10 protein-coding genes and 3 pseudogenes are annotated in these 15,901 nt (G+C 52.8%); 11 read left to right on the top strand and 2 right to left on the bottom strand.

What is annotated here, in order from left to right:
* The first annotated feature begins 12 nt into the window (after nucleotides 1-12).
* Nucleotides 13-1,248, top strand: a complete 1,236-nt coding sequence (locus KSX81_RS18405; protein WP_004308432.1) for a site-specific integrase — start codon at nucleotides 13-15, stop codon at nucleotides 1,246-1,248.
* Between the two features lie 12 nt (nucleotides 1,249-1,260).
* Nucleotides 1,261-1,623 carry a hypothetical protein gene (locus tag KSX81_RS18400; RefSeq protein WP_004308431.1) on the top strand — a complete coding sequence of 121 codons (363 nt, stop codon included), beginning with the start codon at nucleotides 1,261-1,263 and terminating at the stop codon, nucleotides 1,621-1,623.
* A gap of 80 nt (nucleotides 1,624-1,703) precedes the next feature.
* Here the strand turns inward: KSX81_RS18400 and KSX81_RS18395 are convergent, their stop codons facing one another.
* Together KSX81_RS18395 and KSX81_RS18390 are read right to left on the bottom strand one after the other, a co-directional pair.
* On the bottom strand, nucleotides 1,704-2,009 hold the full coding sequence (locus tag KSX81_RS18395; RefSeq protein ID WP_008616581.1) for a helix-turn-helix domain-containing protein: 306 nt from the start codon (nucleotides 2,007-2,009) through the stop codon (nucleotides 1,704-1,706).
* A 32-nt stretch (nucleotides 2,010-2,041) separates the two neighbouring features.
* Nucleotides 2,042-2,335, bottom strand: a complete 294-nt coding sequence (locus KSX81_RS18390; RefSeq protein ID WP_008645715.1) for a helix-turn-helix domain-containing protein — start codon at nucleotides 2,333-2,335, stop codon at nucleotides 2,042-2,044.
* Nucleotides 2,336-2,545: 210 nt separating this feature from the next.
* Here KSX81_RS18390 and KSX81_RS18385 point away from each other — a divergent pair, with 210 nt between their 5' ends.
* The 9 genes and pseudogenes from KSX81_RS18385 to KSX81_RS18350 all read left to right on the top strand — a co-directional run.
* Complete coding sequence (locus KSX81_RS18385) at nucleotides 2,546-2,905, top strand: helix-turn-helix domain-containing protein (protein ID WP_151849581.1); 360 nt, start codon at nucleotides 2,546-2,548, stop codon at nucleotides 2,903-2,905.
* A gap of 3 nt (nucleotides 2,906-2,908) precedes the next feature.
* Nucleotides 2,909-3,259, top strand: a complete 351-nt coding sequence (locus tag KSX81_RS18380) for a helix-turn-helix domain-containing protein (protein WP_004308425.1) — start codon at nucleotides 2,909-2,911, stop codon at nucleotides 3,257-3,259.
* A 20-nt stretch (nucleotides 3,260-3,279) separates the two neighbouring features.
* Nucleotides 3,280-4,866: a DUF3945 domain-containing protein gene (locus KSX81_RS18375; protein ID WP_332058668.1), complete on the top strand. Its 1,587-nt coding sequence runs from the start codon at nucleotides 3,280-3,282 to the stop codon at nucleotides 4,864-4,866.
* Nucleotides 4,867-4,925: 59 nt separating this feature from the next.
* Nucleotides 4,926-7,037, top strand: coding sequence for a DNA topoisomerase III (gene topB, locus KSX81_RS18370; RefSeq protein WP_332058667.1), 2,112 nt, complete (start codon nucleotides 4,926-4,928; stop codon nucleotides 7,035-7,037).
* Between the two features lie 99 nt (nucleotides 7,038-7,136).
* Complete coding sequence (locus KSX81_RS18365) at nucleotides 7,137-7,658, top strand: DUF1896 domain-containing protein (protein WP_254888451.1); 522 nt, start codon at nucleotides 7,137-7,139, stop codon at nucleotides 7,656-7,658.
* Nucleotides 7,648-8,496, top strand: a pseudogene (locus tag KSX81_RS29135) (N-6 DNA methylase); the annotation flags it as partial. The gene KSX81_RS18365 and the pseudogene KSX81_RS29135, both read left to right, overlap by 11 nt.
* A gap of 699 nt (nucleotides 8,497-9,195) precedes the next feature.
* Nucleotides 9,196-10,854: pseudogene (locus KSX81_RS29130) on the top strand (DNA methylase); the annotation flags it as partial.
* Nucleotides 10,855-11,418: 564 nt separating this feature from the next.
* Nucleotides 11,419-13,221: a reverse transcriptase domain-containing protein gene (locus KSX81_RS18355; RefSeq protein ID WP_008646012.1), complete on the top strand. Its 1,803-nt coding sequence runs from the start codon at nucleotides 11,419-11,421 to the stop codon at nucleotides 13,219-13,221.
* Nucleotides 13,222-13,336: 115 nt separating this feature from the next.
* A pseudogene (locus KSX81_RS18350) lies at nucleotides 13,337-15,763 on the top strand (helicase-related protein); the annotation flags it as partial.
* Between the last annotated feature and the right edge of the window lie 138 nt (nucleotides 15,764-15,901).

Genomic DNA, 15,901 nt, shown 5'->3' with positions numbered 1-15,901 from the left:
AAATTAAGGACGATGAAGAGTACATTTTCAGTTATTTACTACCTCAAACGTCAGGTAGTGAAAAAAGACGGGACGGTTCCCGTCATGGGACGCATCACGGTGGACGGCAGCCAGACGCAATTCAGTTGCAAACTGACCATCGATCCCAAGTTGTGGGACACCAAAGGGGGACGTGTCACGGGCAGAAGCACGGCGGCACTCGAAACGAACCGCATGCTTGACAAGATGCGGGTGCGCATCAACAAGCACTATCAGGAAATCATGGAGCGTGACAACTTCGTCACGGCAGAGAAGGTGAAGAACGCCTTTCTCGGACTGGAACACCGCTATCACACGCTGATGCAGGTGTTCCAGCAACACAACGAGGACTATGCCAAGCAGGTGGAAGCAGGCATGAAAGCCAAAGGCACACTCTTGAAGTACAAGACCGTTTACAAGCACCTGCAAGAGTTTCTCAACATCCGTTACCACGTGAAGGACATCGCGTTGAAAGAGCTTACCCCCGCTTTCATTTCCGACTTCGAGATGTTTCTGCGCACGGACAAACACTGCTGCACCAATACCGTGTGGCTGTATGTATGCCCACTTCGGACGATGGTGTTCATCGCCATCAACAACGAATGGCTCACACGCGACCCGTTCAGGGAGTATGAAATCAAGAAGGAGGAAACGACACGCAGTTTCCTGACCAAAGACGAAATCCGCCTGCTGATGGAAGGTAAACTGAAGAACGCCAAACAGGAACTATACCGCGACCTCTACCTGTTCTGCGCCTTCACGGGCTTGTCATTCGCCGATATGCGCAATTTGACGGAAGAGAACATCCGCACCTACTTCGATGAACACGAGTGGATAAACATCAACCGCCAGAAGACGGGCGTGGTGTCTAACATCCGCCTGCTTGACATTGCGAAACAAATCATCGACAAATACCGCGGGCTGTGCGAAAACGGCAGGATTTTCCCTGTTCCCCACTACAACACGTGCCTCGCCGGAATCCGTGCCGTCGCCAAGCGTTGCGGCATCACCAAGCACATCACGTGGCATCAGAGCCGCCATACGGCAGCCACGACGGTGTTCCTCTCCAACGGTGTACCCATCGAAACAGTCAGTTCCATGCTGGGACACAAGAGTATAAAGACAACGCAGATATACGCGAAGATAACCAAAGAGAAGCTCAACCAAGACATGGAGAACCTTGCCGCAAGATTGAACCAAATCGAGGAATTTGCAGGATGTACCATCTAAAACAGAGACGCCATGAAACGTGACATAATCATTATAGAGGACAAGACGGTCAGCGTAACCGGTAACGAGGTATGGATGACCGCCGGGGAAATCGCCGAAGAGTTCCATGCCACCGTCCCGGCAGTGAACGCCGCCATCAAAGCCGTCCGCAAGTCGGACGTGCTGAACGACTACGAGGTATGCCGCTACATACAGCTTGAAAACGGCCTGTACGCGGATGTTTACTCGCTTGAAATCATCATTCCAGTAGCCTTCCGGCTGAACACATACTATACACACGTGTTCCGCATGTGGCTGGTGGAGAAGGCACTCTCAAAGGAAAAGAGGCAGGCATACGTGATGTTCATACAGAACGGGAAAACCGGATATTGCTGAACACGCATACAGACAACGAAAAAGGAAACGGACAACGCCATCGGGTGCTGTCCGTTTCCTTTTTTTTTCATGCAACCGCCTTATTCCAGCGGCTTGAGGTAATTCGCCTCCAACAGTTCACGCAGTCCCGATTCGGGATAAAGCACCTTACCTGCCAGAAGGATAAAGGGCAGCATCCTGTTGTTGCGATACTCCTGCAAGGTGCGGCGGCTTACCCGGAGCATTTCCGCCACCTCCTTGTCCGTCAGGTAATGTTCCCCGTCCAGTGGCGGACGGTAACTTTCCAAAAATGCGGAGAGCCATTTGGAGCCTTTGAGCATATTCTGTATCGCGGTGGCAACCTGCTCGTCCTCCATTGAGAAAACCTCGTTGTTCTCGTTCATCATAACATCGGATTAAGTGGTTAATAAAAACAGAGTCATTTTCCATCGGGATAGATCGTGCCGATAAGCGGAATAAGCCGCCTGACCTCCTCCGGCCTGTAATAGAACCTGCGGTTCATCTGCGAGTAGCCGATAAGCCGCCTGTCACGCAATGACTGCAACGTGCGCGGGCTGATTCTCAACTGCCCGCAGACCTCCTCGCCCGTGAGCCACCTTTCCAGCCGCCCGCCGTCGCTTTTGCGCCTGAGGGCGGCGACTTTCTCCGAGAGGGCGTTGAATGACGCCAGCATCATCTCGAAGGTCTTTTTCTCGATAGATACGATTTCCATATACCAAAACATTTAATGATTTACCGCAAAGGTAACGCAGCCGCCTTGAATGCGTGCCGTTTTCCGCTATACGGCAGCTTGTTGCGCCGGTTGTCCGGGTTACGGAGTCACTTTCAAAGAAAATCTTACGTGAGTCACGTAATGAGTTGTTAAAGCCCCTTTTGTTTATTGCCGAATTTTGCCGCAGAGAAACAAAAGAAAGGATAAAATATGAAAGTGATAACGATTGAAAGTTCCGCCTTCACCGCCCTGACGGAACAGATAGCCGAGATAGCGGTCTATGTGCGTGCCGTTTCCGGTGAGAGTAAGGGAGAGTCTTCCGACATGCTGCTCACCACCCGCGAGGCGGCGCACCTGCTGAACGTGAGTACCCGTACCCTCCAACGTATGCGCAGCGAACAGCGCATCGGCTATATCGTGCTGCGCGGCAAATGCCGCTACCGCCGGTCGGAAATAGACCGCCTGCTCGCAGACTGCACCGTGGCAGAAGATGCAGCGACACTGACGGAACTGAAACGCAACCACACGCTGCGCACGGGCGGCGGCAAACCCAAAGGAAGGAGGACATAAGATATGGAACTGCTTACACGAAACAATTTTGAGGACTGGATGCAGAAGCTGATGGAACGGCTCGACCGTCAGGACGAGCTGTTGCTCTCCCTGCGACCGTCCGGCAAAGCCCCGAACCCGATGGAAAGTATCAGGATGTTCGACAACCAAGACCTCTGCATGCTGCTCCAGATAAGCAAGCGTACCCTGCAGCGCTACCGCAGCATCGGTGCATTGCCGTACAAGACGCTCGGCAAAAAGACCTATTACAGCGAGGAGGACGTACTGACATTCCTCTCCGAACACGTAAAGGATTTCCGCAAGGAAGATATAGCCTTCTACAAGGCGCGTATCCATAATTTCTTTAACAAATAACCCATTAAAACATTTTTCAAATGGCAAAGAAAACAACAGAAAAAGACGTGCTGATAGTCCGCGACGAGAAGACGGGCGAGATCAGCGTGGTAGCCGGGCTTAACGCCGACGGCTCACCCAAGCGTACCCCCGCAAAGGCGGAGAACGCGCAGAGTTTCCTGCAATTCGACAGGCACGGAGACGTGCTGGACAACTTCTTCAAGAACTTCTTCCGGCAGTGCAAGGAACCCAGCCGCTTCGGTTTCTACCGTGTCGCGGCGGACCAAGCCGACAAGCTGCTGGAAGTTATCAAGGACTTGCTGAAAGACCCCGAGGGCAACAAGGAGATGCTTGCGCCCCACAAGGTGGACACCTCCGGCTACGAAAAGAAAGTACAGGAGGAGCAGTCCGCCGAAAAGCAGGAACAACCGGAACAGAAACAAGATGACGAACCTAAAAAACAGGAAGAAATAGAACAGAAAAACGAACAGAATCAGAAAAGCCCACAGCAGGCGCAAAGCAACCGGGGCTACCAACCCATCGACGAGAGCAAGATCAACTGGAAGGAGTTGGAGGAGAAATGGGGCGTGAAGCGCGACGACCTTGAAAAGTCGGGCGACCTTGACCGGATGCTCAACTACGGCAAGTCCGACTTGGTGAGGGTATCGCCCAATTTCGGCGGAGAGGCTTTCGAGCTGGATGCCCGCCTCTCCTTCAAGAAGGACGGCGAGGGCAACGTCAGCCTTGTGCCGCACTTCATCCGCAAGGAGCAGAAACTCGACGAGTACAAGGAACACAAGTTCTCCGACGACCGGAAGAACCTGCGCGAAACGGGCAACCTCGGCAGGGTTGTGGACCTCGTGGACAGGGAAACGGGCGAGATCATCCCCTCGTTCGTCAGCATCGACCGCAAGACGAACGAAATCACAGATGTCCCGGCAAACAAGGTGCGCATACCGGAGCGCATCGGCAAGACGGAAATCACCAAGCAGGAGCAGGACATGCTGCGTGCCGGGCTGCCTGTGCGCGACAAACTCATCGAGCGCAAGGACGGCAGGAAGTTCGTCACCACCCTGCAAGTGAACGTGGAGCAGCGCGGCGTGGAGTTCGTGCCGGGAACCGGCAGGTCGCCACGTGCCGCACAAGCACAGGAAGCCAAGAACACCCCCGCACAGGGACAGGCGCAGGGTACGGAAAACACAGCCAACACGAACAAGGAGCAACGCCGCAACACGTGGACGAACGCCGACGGCAGCATCCGCCCCATCAGCAAATGGAGCGGCGTGGACTTCACCGAGCAGCAGAAAGCCGACTACGTGGCTGGCAAAGCCGTGAAACTGGAGAACGTGACCGACAAGCAGGGCTTCCACGCCACGATGTACATCAGGTTCAACCCGGAGAAGGGACGCCCGTACCGCTACGACACCAACCCCGACAACGCGCAGAAGGTCGCGCCTTCCAACGAGAGCCGCACGCAGGTGGCGGTGAACAGCGAGGGCAAGACCAACGAGGCTACCAAGAACCTGAAGGAGCCGTTGCGGAAGGGACAGACCGCCCCGAAGGACACCGCACAGCAACAGCAGCAGGAGAAGCCGCAAAAGAAAAACAATAAGGGCATGAAGATGTAATCCGGTGTCCGCCACTAAATCCGAAGTAACATTTGTAAAATTCAAAACGACAGAAAAATATGAAGACAATCATTGCAGAAAAGCCGTCTGTGGCACGTGAGATCGCCCGTATCGTGGGCGCGGCAAAGAGAGAGGAAGGATATTTCGAGGGAGGCGGCTACGCCGTGACATGGGCGTTCGGACACCTCGTGCAGCTTGCCATGCCCGACGGTTACGGCATACGCGGCTTTGTCCGTGACAACCTGCCCGTCATACCCGACACCTTCACGCTCGTCTCCCGTCAGGTAAAGACGGAGAAGGGCTACAAGCCTGACAGCAGCGTGGTGGCGCAGATCAAAACCGTCGCCCGGCTATTCAAGGAAAGCGAACAGATCATCGTGGCGACCGATGCCGGACGCGAGGGTGAGCTTATCTTCCGCTACCTCTACCATTATACCGGATGCACCACCCCGTTCGTCCGCCTCTGGATAAGCTCGCTTACCGACAAGGCTATCCGCGAGGGACTGCGCAACCTCGAAGCGGGCGACAAATACGACAACCTCTATCTTGCCGCCAAAGCACGGAACGAATCAGACTGGCTCGTGGGCATCAACGGCACGCAGGCACTCTCCATCGCCGCCGGACACGGCACTTACTCCGTCGGGCGGGTGCAGACACCCACGTTGGCGATGGTGTGCGCACGCTATTGGGAGAACCGCCGCTTTACCCCCGAAGCCTTCTGGCAGCTCCATATCGCAACGGACGGCTGCGATGAAGGAACGGTGAAGTTTTCCTCTTCCGAAAAATGGAAAGAGAAAGAGTCCGCGACGGAACTGTATAATAAGGTGAAGTCGGCAGGCACAGCCACCGTCACGAAAGCCGAACGCAAGGAGAAGACGGAGGAAACACCGCTCCTGTACGACCTGACCACGCTCCAGAAGGAAGCCAACGCCAAGCATGGCTTCACGGCGGAACAGACGCTTGAAATCGCGCAGAAGCTCTACGAGAAGAAGCTCATCACCTATCCGCGAACCGGAAGCCGCTACATTCCCGAAGACGTGTTCGCGGAAATCCCCAAGCTGCTTGCCTTCACCGGCAGCCTGCCCGAATGGAAGGGCAAGTTGCAGCCGAAAGCCGTGCCGACACGCCGCAGCCTGGACGGCGGCAAGGTGACAGACCACCATGCCCTGCTCGTCACGGGCGAGAAGCCGCTGTTCCTCTCCAAAGAGGACAGCACCGTCTATCACATGATAGCCGGGCGCATGCTTGAGGCTTTCTCCGAAAAATGCGTCAAGGACACTGCCACCGTCACGGCAGAGTGTGCCGGAGTGGAGTTCGTGGCAAAAGGCAGCATCATCAGGCAAGCCGGATGGCGTGCCGTCTATGGCAAGGAGAATGGAGAAGAGAACAACAGCCAAGAGGAAACCGCCGCCATTCCCTGTTGGCAGGAAGGCGACACGCTGGCACTGAAAGCCGCCTCCATCACGGAGGGAAAGACCAAACCCAAGCCGCTGCATACCGAAGCCACCCTGCTGTCCGCGATGGAAACGGCTGGCAAGGAGATAGAGGACGACGCATTGCGGCAGGCTATGAAGGATTGCGGCATCGGCACGCCCGCCACCCGTGCGTCCATCATCGAAACGCTTTTCAAGCGCGGCTATATGGAACGCTGCAAGAAGTCGCTTGTCCCCACCGAAAAAGGGCTTGCCCTCCACTCGGTCGTGAAGGCGATGCGTATTGCCGATGTCGCCATGACGGGCGAATGGGAAAAGGAATTGGCACGCATCGAGCGTGGGGAACTGCCCGCCGATGACTTCCGCAGGAAGATTGAGGCATATACACGGGAAATTACCTCCGAACTGCTGTCGTGCGACAAGCTGTTCGCCCGCAGGGATTCCGGCTGCAAGTGTCCCAAGTGCGGAGCGGGGACGATGCAGTTTTACGGCAAGGTCGTCCGCTGCGACAACGCGGAGTGCGGTCTGCCCGTGTTCCGCCTGAAAGCAAACCGCACCCTCTCTGATGATGAAATCAAAAACCTGCTCACCGACGGACACACGAAACTGCTCAAAGGATTCAAGAGCAAGCAGGGCAAGAGTTTTGATGCCGTAGTCGCCTTTGACGGGGACTATAACACGGTTTTCGTGTTCCCAGAAAGGAAAAGTAAAGCGACCTCTGCGAAAAGAAGAAAATAAATGTTTAACTTTGCCACTGGTTCAGAGTAATGAATTGTTCTTCGATACCGGATTACACTCATACTTTGGATTTAGTGGTGGCACTCGGAGGGATACCGGGTGCCTTTTTCTTCTCGTTTTCCAACGATTATCCCTATCATCATTATCAATCCACTAAATTCCAAAGAAATGAACAACAAGAAGAAAAACGAGGGTCGGACCGACTTTTCCTATTACGGTCTGTACCTGCTGGACTACCTCACCACGAACAAGTTCGAACAGGCAGCCGATGAAGCCTTCATCCGAGAAAGAACCGACCGTGCCGCCGAAGCGTATGAACGGGCAAGGCTCGAAGGCTATCCTGCCGACGGGGCGCAGGAACTGGCGATGAAGGTGCTGACGGAGGGCCTTCGCTACTCCAGGCACGCCATCCTGCGCGAAGTCGTGGAGAACGAATTTGCGGGTGAAGTACCGGGAGAAAAATGTGAAGCCTTTACCCAGAAGCTGCTACCGCTTGTCGGAAACGTATTCTCCATCTATGACCTCTCGGACGACAATTTCGCCCTGTCGCCCGACTATGACCTGCTCTACACGGAGCTGACGGGAGCCGTCATCCTCTATATCGAAGAGTATGGCGTTTAACCGCAAACAGAGACTGCGGGACAACATCGAGGCGATACGGACGGCATTCCTCCTTGACAGGGAACAGCGCACACCCACCGCACGCGAACGGCTCTTGTTAGAACGTTATTGCGGTTTCGGGGGACTGAAGAACATACTCAACCCTGCAAGGGAACTGACGGATGCCGTCCACTGGGCGAAGTCCGACCTCGAACTGTTTGCCCCTACCGTGGAACTGCACAGGTTGCTGCGGGAGAACACAAAAGACGAGACGGAGTACAAACGGAATATGGATGCCATGAAGCAGTCCGTGCTGACCGCCTTCTATACCCCGCCGGAGATAACCGGGACCATCGCGGACGTGCTGCATGAACACGGCATCCGTCCCGACCGGGTGCTGGAGCCGTCGGCAGGTGTCGGTGCATTCGTGGACGCCGTGCTGGAGAACAGACCGGACGCGGACATCATGGCTTTTGAGAAAGACCTGATGACGGGCAAGATACTGAAGCACCTGCATCCCGGACAGAAAGTAAGGGTACAGGGCTTCGAGAAGATAGAAAAGCCGTTCATGAACCATTTTGATTTGGCTGTCTCCAATATACCGTTTGGCGATGTGGCGGTGTTCGACCCGGATTTTTCGGGCAGCAAGGATCCTGCAAGGCTCTCGGCGGCACGGACGATACACAATTACTTTTTCCTGAAAAGCCTTGACGCGGTGCGTGAAGGCGGAATCGTGGCGTTCATCACCTCGCAGGGGGTACTGGATGCCCCGACCAACGCGCCCATACGCGAGTATATGATGAACCATGCCAATCTGGTGGGCGTAGCCCGCCTGCCGAACAACCTCTTTACGGATAACGCGGGAACGGAGGTGGGCAGCGACCTGATTATCCTGCAAAAGAACAGCGGAAAGAACGGTGAACTGTATTACAACGAAAAACTCTTCGTGCAGACCGAACAGACCCCTATCGGCACTTCCGTAAATGGGTATGTATGGAGCATCGGTTCGCTTTCACACACGGATTTGATCAGAAGTACCGACCCGTACGGGAAACCAGCCTATAAACTCCTGCACTGTGGGGACATCGCACAACTGGCGGAAGACTTGCGGGAGCATCTGAAAATAGAACTGCAACAACTTGACAGGAAACTGTATGAGAGACACAGGCTGCATCCGACAAAGGAGGAAAGCACGGCTGCGGAAGTGCAACCTGCTCCGAAAACAGAAAAGGTATCACCTTCTGTAATAGCCCCCGTTTCTGTAATTGAGCCTGTCAAGGGAGTGGAGAAGCCGCAGGCACAGCCCATAGAGGAAAAGCCGGAGATTGAGCCGCGCCAACCCAATCATTCGTCAGCCGTGCAGCTTACCCTGCTCGACCTTTGGGGTATGCCCATAGAGGAACCGGTAAAAAAGAAAAAGGCAGCGAAAAAGGAAAGCAAGCCGAAGCCTATGCCGTCCACGCCTAAACCGCAAGTCAAAGTTACTCCACCCGTTGAAGCCGCCAAGCCGATAAACGGTAATAAGGAAGAAAAGCCGGAAAATGCCGAAAAGCCAAACGACCCGGACGACATTTACGCCACTCTGGATTGGGAAACCAATCCTCCCATCAACGGCTTCTATGAGACAATGATGAGCCTGACAGCGGAACGGCGCAAGGCCCTACGGCTTGAGGCAGAACGGCACAGGCAGGAACAACTGAAAAAGATGGGTATCAAAGACACGTTGAACCCTGCTTTTGCGCCTTCTTCGGACAATATGGATAAAAAGCCGGAACAAACGGAAGAAATAAAGCAACCTGAAACACCGGCAGAAGTTGTGCCTACTTCCGAAACGGTTGCCACTTCCCTGTTCCCGGAACTTGAAACGGAAAAGCCGAAGGAGGAAGTCATGGACCTTTCTCCCCGTCCGTTCAACGGCCTGCTGGAGCCACACCACCGTGACGGCTCGATGGTGCTGGATGCTTCACGCAATCTCGGTTACCTGAAAGACCTCACGCCTTACGGTGCGACCTTCCAACCGCTCGACCTCCGTGGCTATCAAAAAGAGAAAGCGATGCTGTATATATCGCTCCGTGACGCTTACGAACGTCTGTATAGCCACGAGACGGAGAACCATACGGAACACAAACCGCAGCGCGGGTATCTCAACACCTACTACGATGAGTTTGTCATGCGTTACGGTAACCTCAACGCCAGACAGAACGTGAAACTGGTGATGATGGATGCCGGAGGGCGCGACATCCTTTCGCTGGAACGTGCGGAGGACGGCAAGTTTGTCAAGGCGGACATCTTCGACCGTCCCGTTTCCTTCTCGGTGGAGAGCCGTGTCAATGCAGGCTCTCCCGAAGAAGCCTTGTCCGCATCGCTCAACAAGTTCGGCACGGTCAATCTCGTCTATATGCGGGAGATAACCGACACTACGGAAGAGGAACTGCTTGGTGCCCTCAAGGGGCGCATCTTCTACAACCCGCTCGTAACCGGTTACGAAATCAAAGACCGCTTCATCGCGGGGAACGTGATAGAGAAGGCGGAACGCATAGAGGGCTGGATGGAGGACAATCCCGAAAGTGAGCGGATCCCGGAGGTGAAACAGGCGTGGGAGGCATTGAAGGAAGCCGAACCGCAGCGCATAGCCTTTGAAGACCTCGACTTCAACTTCGGTGAACGCTGGATTCCCACGGGCGTGTATGCCGCATACATGAGCCATCTTTTCGACACGGACGTGAAAATCGCCTATTCCGCCAGCATGGACGAATTTTCCGTGGCGTGCGGCTACCGCACCATGAAGATCACGGACGAGTTTTTAGTAAAGGGCTATTACCGGAACTATGACGGTATGCACCTGTTGAAGCACGCCCTGCACAACACCTGCCCCGACATGATGAAAAGTATCGGCAAGGACGAGAACGGCAACGACATCAAGGTACGCGACAGCGAGGGCATACAGCTCGCCAACGCGAAGATAGACGAAATCCGTAACGGGTTCTCCGAATGGCTGGAAGAACAGTCGCCGCAGTTCAAGGAACGGCTCACGACGATGTATAACCGCAAGTTCAACTGTTTCGTGCGCCCGAAGTATGACGGCTCGCACCAGACTTTTCCCGACCTCAACCTGAAAGGGCTGGCAAGCCGGGGAATCAAGAGCGTTTACCCGTCGCAGAAGGATTGCGTCTGGATGCTGAAACAGAACGGCGGCGGGATCTGCGACCACGAGGTGCTGCGCCCATAAGGGCATATAGTAAATGTAGGCTTAGCAACCTACCCGGCAAGGGTTTTCAACGCCGGTCATTAGCCAACTTATCCACTTAGCCGAAAGGCGGTGGGGAGTGTCGCATGTTGGAAACGGCATAAGTCAGCTAACTATCATGCTGCTACTGAATGTCTAAATGAAATGATAGATATGAGGATGAAGACTATACTGTTTGAACGACAGTCCGAGTTGTTAGTTGGTAAACCCCGACGGAAGATAGTTACAAACGTCGGGCTGCAATACTTCTACTTTCCTACCTCAAGTACGAGAGCCGAAAACCGATTGCAGAACAGCCGCAATAAGCGGAAAAGGACGAAAATCGCATCCGACAATCTATTGAGCTATGTTACTATATGTCTAAATGGGGATTGTCTAAGTAGGAATGCCGAAAGGCTATGGGGTTTGCCCCCTGAATATCCTATATGACAACAGAGTCTCCGTAGTAGTCCGAGCAAGGGAAAGCCTTGTACATGGCGAAGGGAGACAGTGAGTTATTATTTAATATGTTTAACGAATGATGTGTGAGACATTATGAGAGATTCAGCAAATGTATTAAACAGTCTGGCTGGGCACAGCCAAGACCCTAATTACAAGTTTGAACGGCTTTACCGACTGCTGTTCAATGAAAATCTGTACGCACTTGCCTATCAAAAGTTGTCGCAGAATGCGGGCAACTATACGAAAGGCACAGACGGGCAGACCATAGACGGAATGAGCATAAAGCACATTCACTCTATCATTGGACAGTTGAAAGACGAAAGTTACCGTCCGTGCCCTGCACGGAGAATTTACATTCCCAAAAAGAATGGCAAGCAACGTCCTTTAGGCATACCAGCCTTTAAGGACAAACTTGTACAGGAAGTTGTAAGGATGATTCTTGAATCCATCTACGAAGGTCATTTTGAAGACTGCTCGCATGGATTCAGACCACACCGTGGCTGTCATACGGCTATGGCTTCCTTACAAAAGGGAGGTACGGGAGCACGTTGGTTCATCGAGGGAGACATCAAGGGTTTCTTTGACAACATCAACCATGATGTTTTAATCGGAATCCTTGCTGAAAGAATCAATGACGAGCGTTTCCTGCGACTGATACGTAAATTCCTCAAAGCAGGCTACATGGAACAATGGGAGTACAAAAATTCCTATATCGGAACACCGCAGGGAGGCATAATAAGTCCGATTTTGGCGAATATTTATCTTGACAAACTCGATAAATTTATGCGGAACTACATAAACGTCTTCAATAAAGGTAAAGCACGTGTACGCAACCCCGAATATAAAAGGGTTGCAAATCGTAAGGACAAACGTGTAAAGAAACTGAAGAATGAAACAGACGAGCAGAAGAAAGAAGCATTGCGCAGGGAGATAGCCATTCTCCACCGTGAGATGCAACAACTTCCTGCAACTCTTGACATGGACGAAAACTTCAAACGCATGAGGTATGTACGCTATGCCGATGATTTTCTGATTTGCGTAATCGGAAGTAAAGAGGACTGTGTAAAAGCAAAGGGGGACATTAAGACCTTTCTGCAAGATACGTTGAAACTCGAACTTTCGGATGAAAAGACGTTAATCACCAACTCACACGACGCAGCCAAATTTCTCGGCTTTGATGTTACAGTCCGCAGTACGGACAAGACGAGAAAGGATTTCAGAGGAATCCCCATACGCTCACTTGACCATAAAGTGGTTCTTCTCCTGCCTTATGAGGTTATGAGAAAGAAACTGCTTGACTATAATGCGATGCGCATAATAATCAAGAATGGCAAGGAAGCATGGGAATCGACCTCACGCCCGTATCTCCGTAGTAATGATGACCTTGAAATACTCAACCGATACAATTCGGAAATTCGGGGAATCTATAACTACTACTGTATTGCAAACAATGTCAACATTCTCAATAGTTTCTATTACTACATGAAAGAGAGTATGTATAAAACATTATCATCCAAGTATGAATCAACCGTAAGGAAAATAATCCGTAAATATTGCCGGAATAAAGTCTTTACAGTAAGGTATGAAAACAACAAGGGCGAAATGTTGGAACGTACTATTTATCATGGAGGGTTCAAGCAGAGAAAAGACGCGCGTATTGACAATGCGCATATCATGCCCAGTTATCGCGGGACTGAAAGTACCAGCCTTATGGCTCGGTTGAAAGCCCGTGAATGTGAATATTGCGGAGCGGAGGACAACCTTAGAATGGTGCATGTCCGCAAGCTAAAAGACCTGAAAGGCAAACAGGAGTGGGAACGCTTCATGATTGCCAGACAGAGAAAAACAATAGCAGTATGTGAAAATTGTTATCGTAAGATTCATGAAAAGAAATAGACTGAAAATAACCATGGAGAGCCGTATACATGGAGACGTGTACGTACGGTTCGGTGGCGAGCGTTTAGAAACCTACCGTCCGAAAGGACGGCAAGGCGCTTTGCGCTTAGCCTGTGGAACCGGCAAGACGCTGATAATGTGCATAGCGGCACATGAGATGAAGCGTCTGAACTTGGCGCACAAGCCGATGATTATCGGGCTGAAAGCGAATGTGGCGGAGATTGCCGCCACCTATCAGGCGGCATATCCCAATGCGAGGATTCTCTACGCTTCTGAAAAGGATTTCTCGACCGCCAACCGCGTGCGTTTTTTCAACAACATCAAAAATAACGATTACGATTGCGTCATCATGTCGCACGACCAGTTCGGCAAGATACCGCAGTCACCGGAGTTGCAGCAGCGCATCCTGCAGGCGGAGCTTGACACGGTGGAGGAAAACCTCGAAGTCTTGCGGCAGCAGGGCAAGAACGTGTCGCGGGCGATGCTGAAAGGGCTGGAGAAGCGCAAGCACAACCTTGTGGCGAAGCTGGAGAAGGTGGAACACGCCATCAAGTCCCGCACGGATGATGTGGTGGACTTCAAGCAGATGGGCATCGACCACATCTTCATTGACGAGAGTCACCAGTTCAAGAACTTGACTTTCAACACCCGTCATGACCGTGTGGCGGGATTGGGAAACTCGGAAGGAAGCCAGAAGGCCCTGAATATGCTCTTTGCCATCCGTACCATACAGGAACGCACGGGCAAGGACTTGGGGGCTACGTTCCTTTCGGGCACGACCATTTCCAACAGTCTGACGGAACTGTACCTGCTCTTCAAATACCTGCGCCCCAACGAACTGGAACGGCAGGACATCCGCTGTTTCGATGCTTGGGCTGCCATCTTCGCCAAAAAGACGACCGATTTTGAGTTCAACGTAACGAACAATATCGTTCAGAAGGAGCGTTTTCGCTATTTCATCAAGGTGCCGGAGCTTGCCGCCTTCTACAACGAGATTACCGACTACCGCACGGCGGAGGATGTAGGTGTGGACAGACCAAACAAGAATGAGAGACTGCACCACATACCGCCCACACCGGAGCAGGAGGACTTCATACAGAAGCTGATGCAGTTTGCCAAAACCGGCGATGCCACTCTGCTTGGCAGGTTACCCCTGTCGGAAACGGAGGAAAAGGCGAAGATGCTCATCGCCACCGACTACGCGAGAAAGATGGCTCTTGATATGCGCATGATAGACCCGAACTACGAGGACCATCCCGACAACAAGGCAAGCCATTGTGCCAAGATGATTGCAGAGTATTACCACAAGTACGAGGCGCACAAGGGTACGCAGTTCGTGTTCTCCGACTTGGGGACATATCAGCCGGGGGAAGGATGGAACGTGTACAGCGAGATAAAACGCAAGTTGGTGGAGGATTACGGCATACCGGCAAGTGAGGTGCGCTTCATTCAGGAGTGTAAGACGGATAAGGCTCGTAAGGCGGTGATAGATGCCATGAACGCCGGGACGGTGCGCGTGCTGTTCGGCTCCACAAGTATGCTCGGAACGGGCGTGAATGCGCAGAAAAGATGTGTCGCCATCCATCACCTTGATACACCGTGGCGACCGTCCGACCTGCAACAGCGTGACGGACGGGGTGTTAGAGCCGGGAACGAGATTGCCAAGCATTTTGCCGAGAATAACGTGGATGTCATCATCTACGCGGTGGAAAAGTCGCTGGACAGCTACAAGTTCAATCTGCTGCACTGCAAGCAGACGTTCATATCGCAGCTCAAAAGTGGAGCGATGGGCGCACGTACCATCGACGAGGGAGCAATGGACGAAAAATCGGGTATGAACTTCTCTGAGTATATGGCGTTGCTCTCCGGCAATACCGACCTTTTGGATAAGGCGAAATTAGAGAAGCGTATCGCCTCGCTCGAAGGGGAACGCAAGTCGTTCAACAAGGGCAAGCGCGATTCGGAGTTCAAGCTGGAATCCAAGACGGGAGAACTGCGCAACAACACGGCTTTCATCGAAGCCATGACGGAAGACTGGAACCGTTTTCTTTCCGTTGTGCAGACTGATAGGGAAGGCAGTCGTCTTAATCTTGTCAAGGTGGACGGCGTGGATTCAACGGATGAGAAGGTCATCGGTAAGCGTTTGCAGGAAATCGCCAAGAACGCCATGACTGGTGGACTGTACAAGGCTGTCGGGGAACTTTACGGCTTTCCGATAAAGGTGGTCAGCGAGAGGACACTCAAAGAAGGTCTGGAGTTCACCGACAACCGCTTCGTGGTGGAGGGCAACTACAAGTACACCTACAACAACGGGCATCTGGCGATGGCAGACCCGATTGCTGCCGCACGAAACTTTCTGAACGCATTGGAGAGGATTCCGACCATCATCGACCAGTACAAGTCTAAGAACGAAGTGCTGGAAAAGGAGATTCCGCAGTTGCAGGAGATAGCGGGCAAGGTGTGGAAGAAGGAGGACGAGCTGAAACAGCTGAAGTCCGAACTCGCCGCACTGGACCGCAAGATACAGCTTGAGCTGGCTCCGGCTCAGGAAAACACGGAAGAGAACCGGCAAGGCAACGAGAAAAAACAGACGGAACAACAGCCGGAAAGCCCGCACGTGGACTTTGTACGCAGTCATTTAATTATAGGGAGACCCGGTTTATCGGAATCCAAAGGTGTA

The organism is Bacteroides sp. MSK.18.37 (assembly GCF_019129155.2).
Taxonomy (GTDB): Bacteria; Bacteroidota; Bacteroidia; order Bacteroidales; family Bacteroidaceae; genus Bacteroides; species Bacteroides ovatus.
This window is presented reverse-complemented; position numbering and strand designations above follow the sequence as displayed.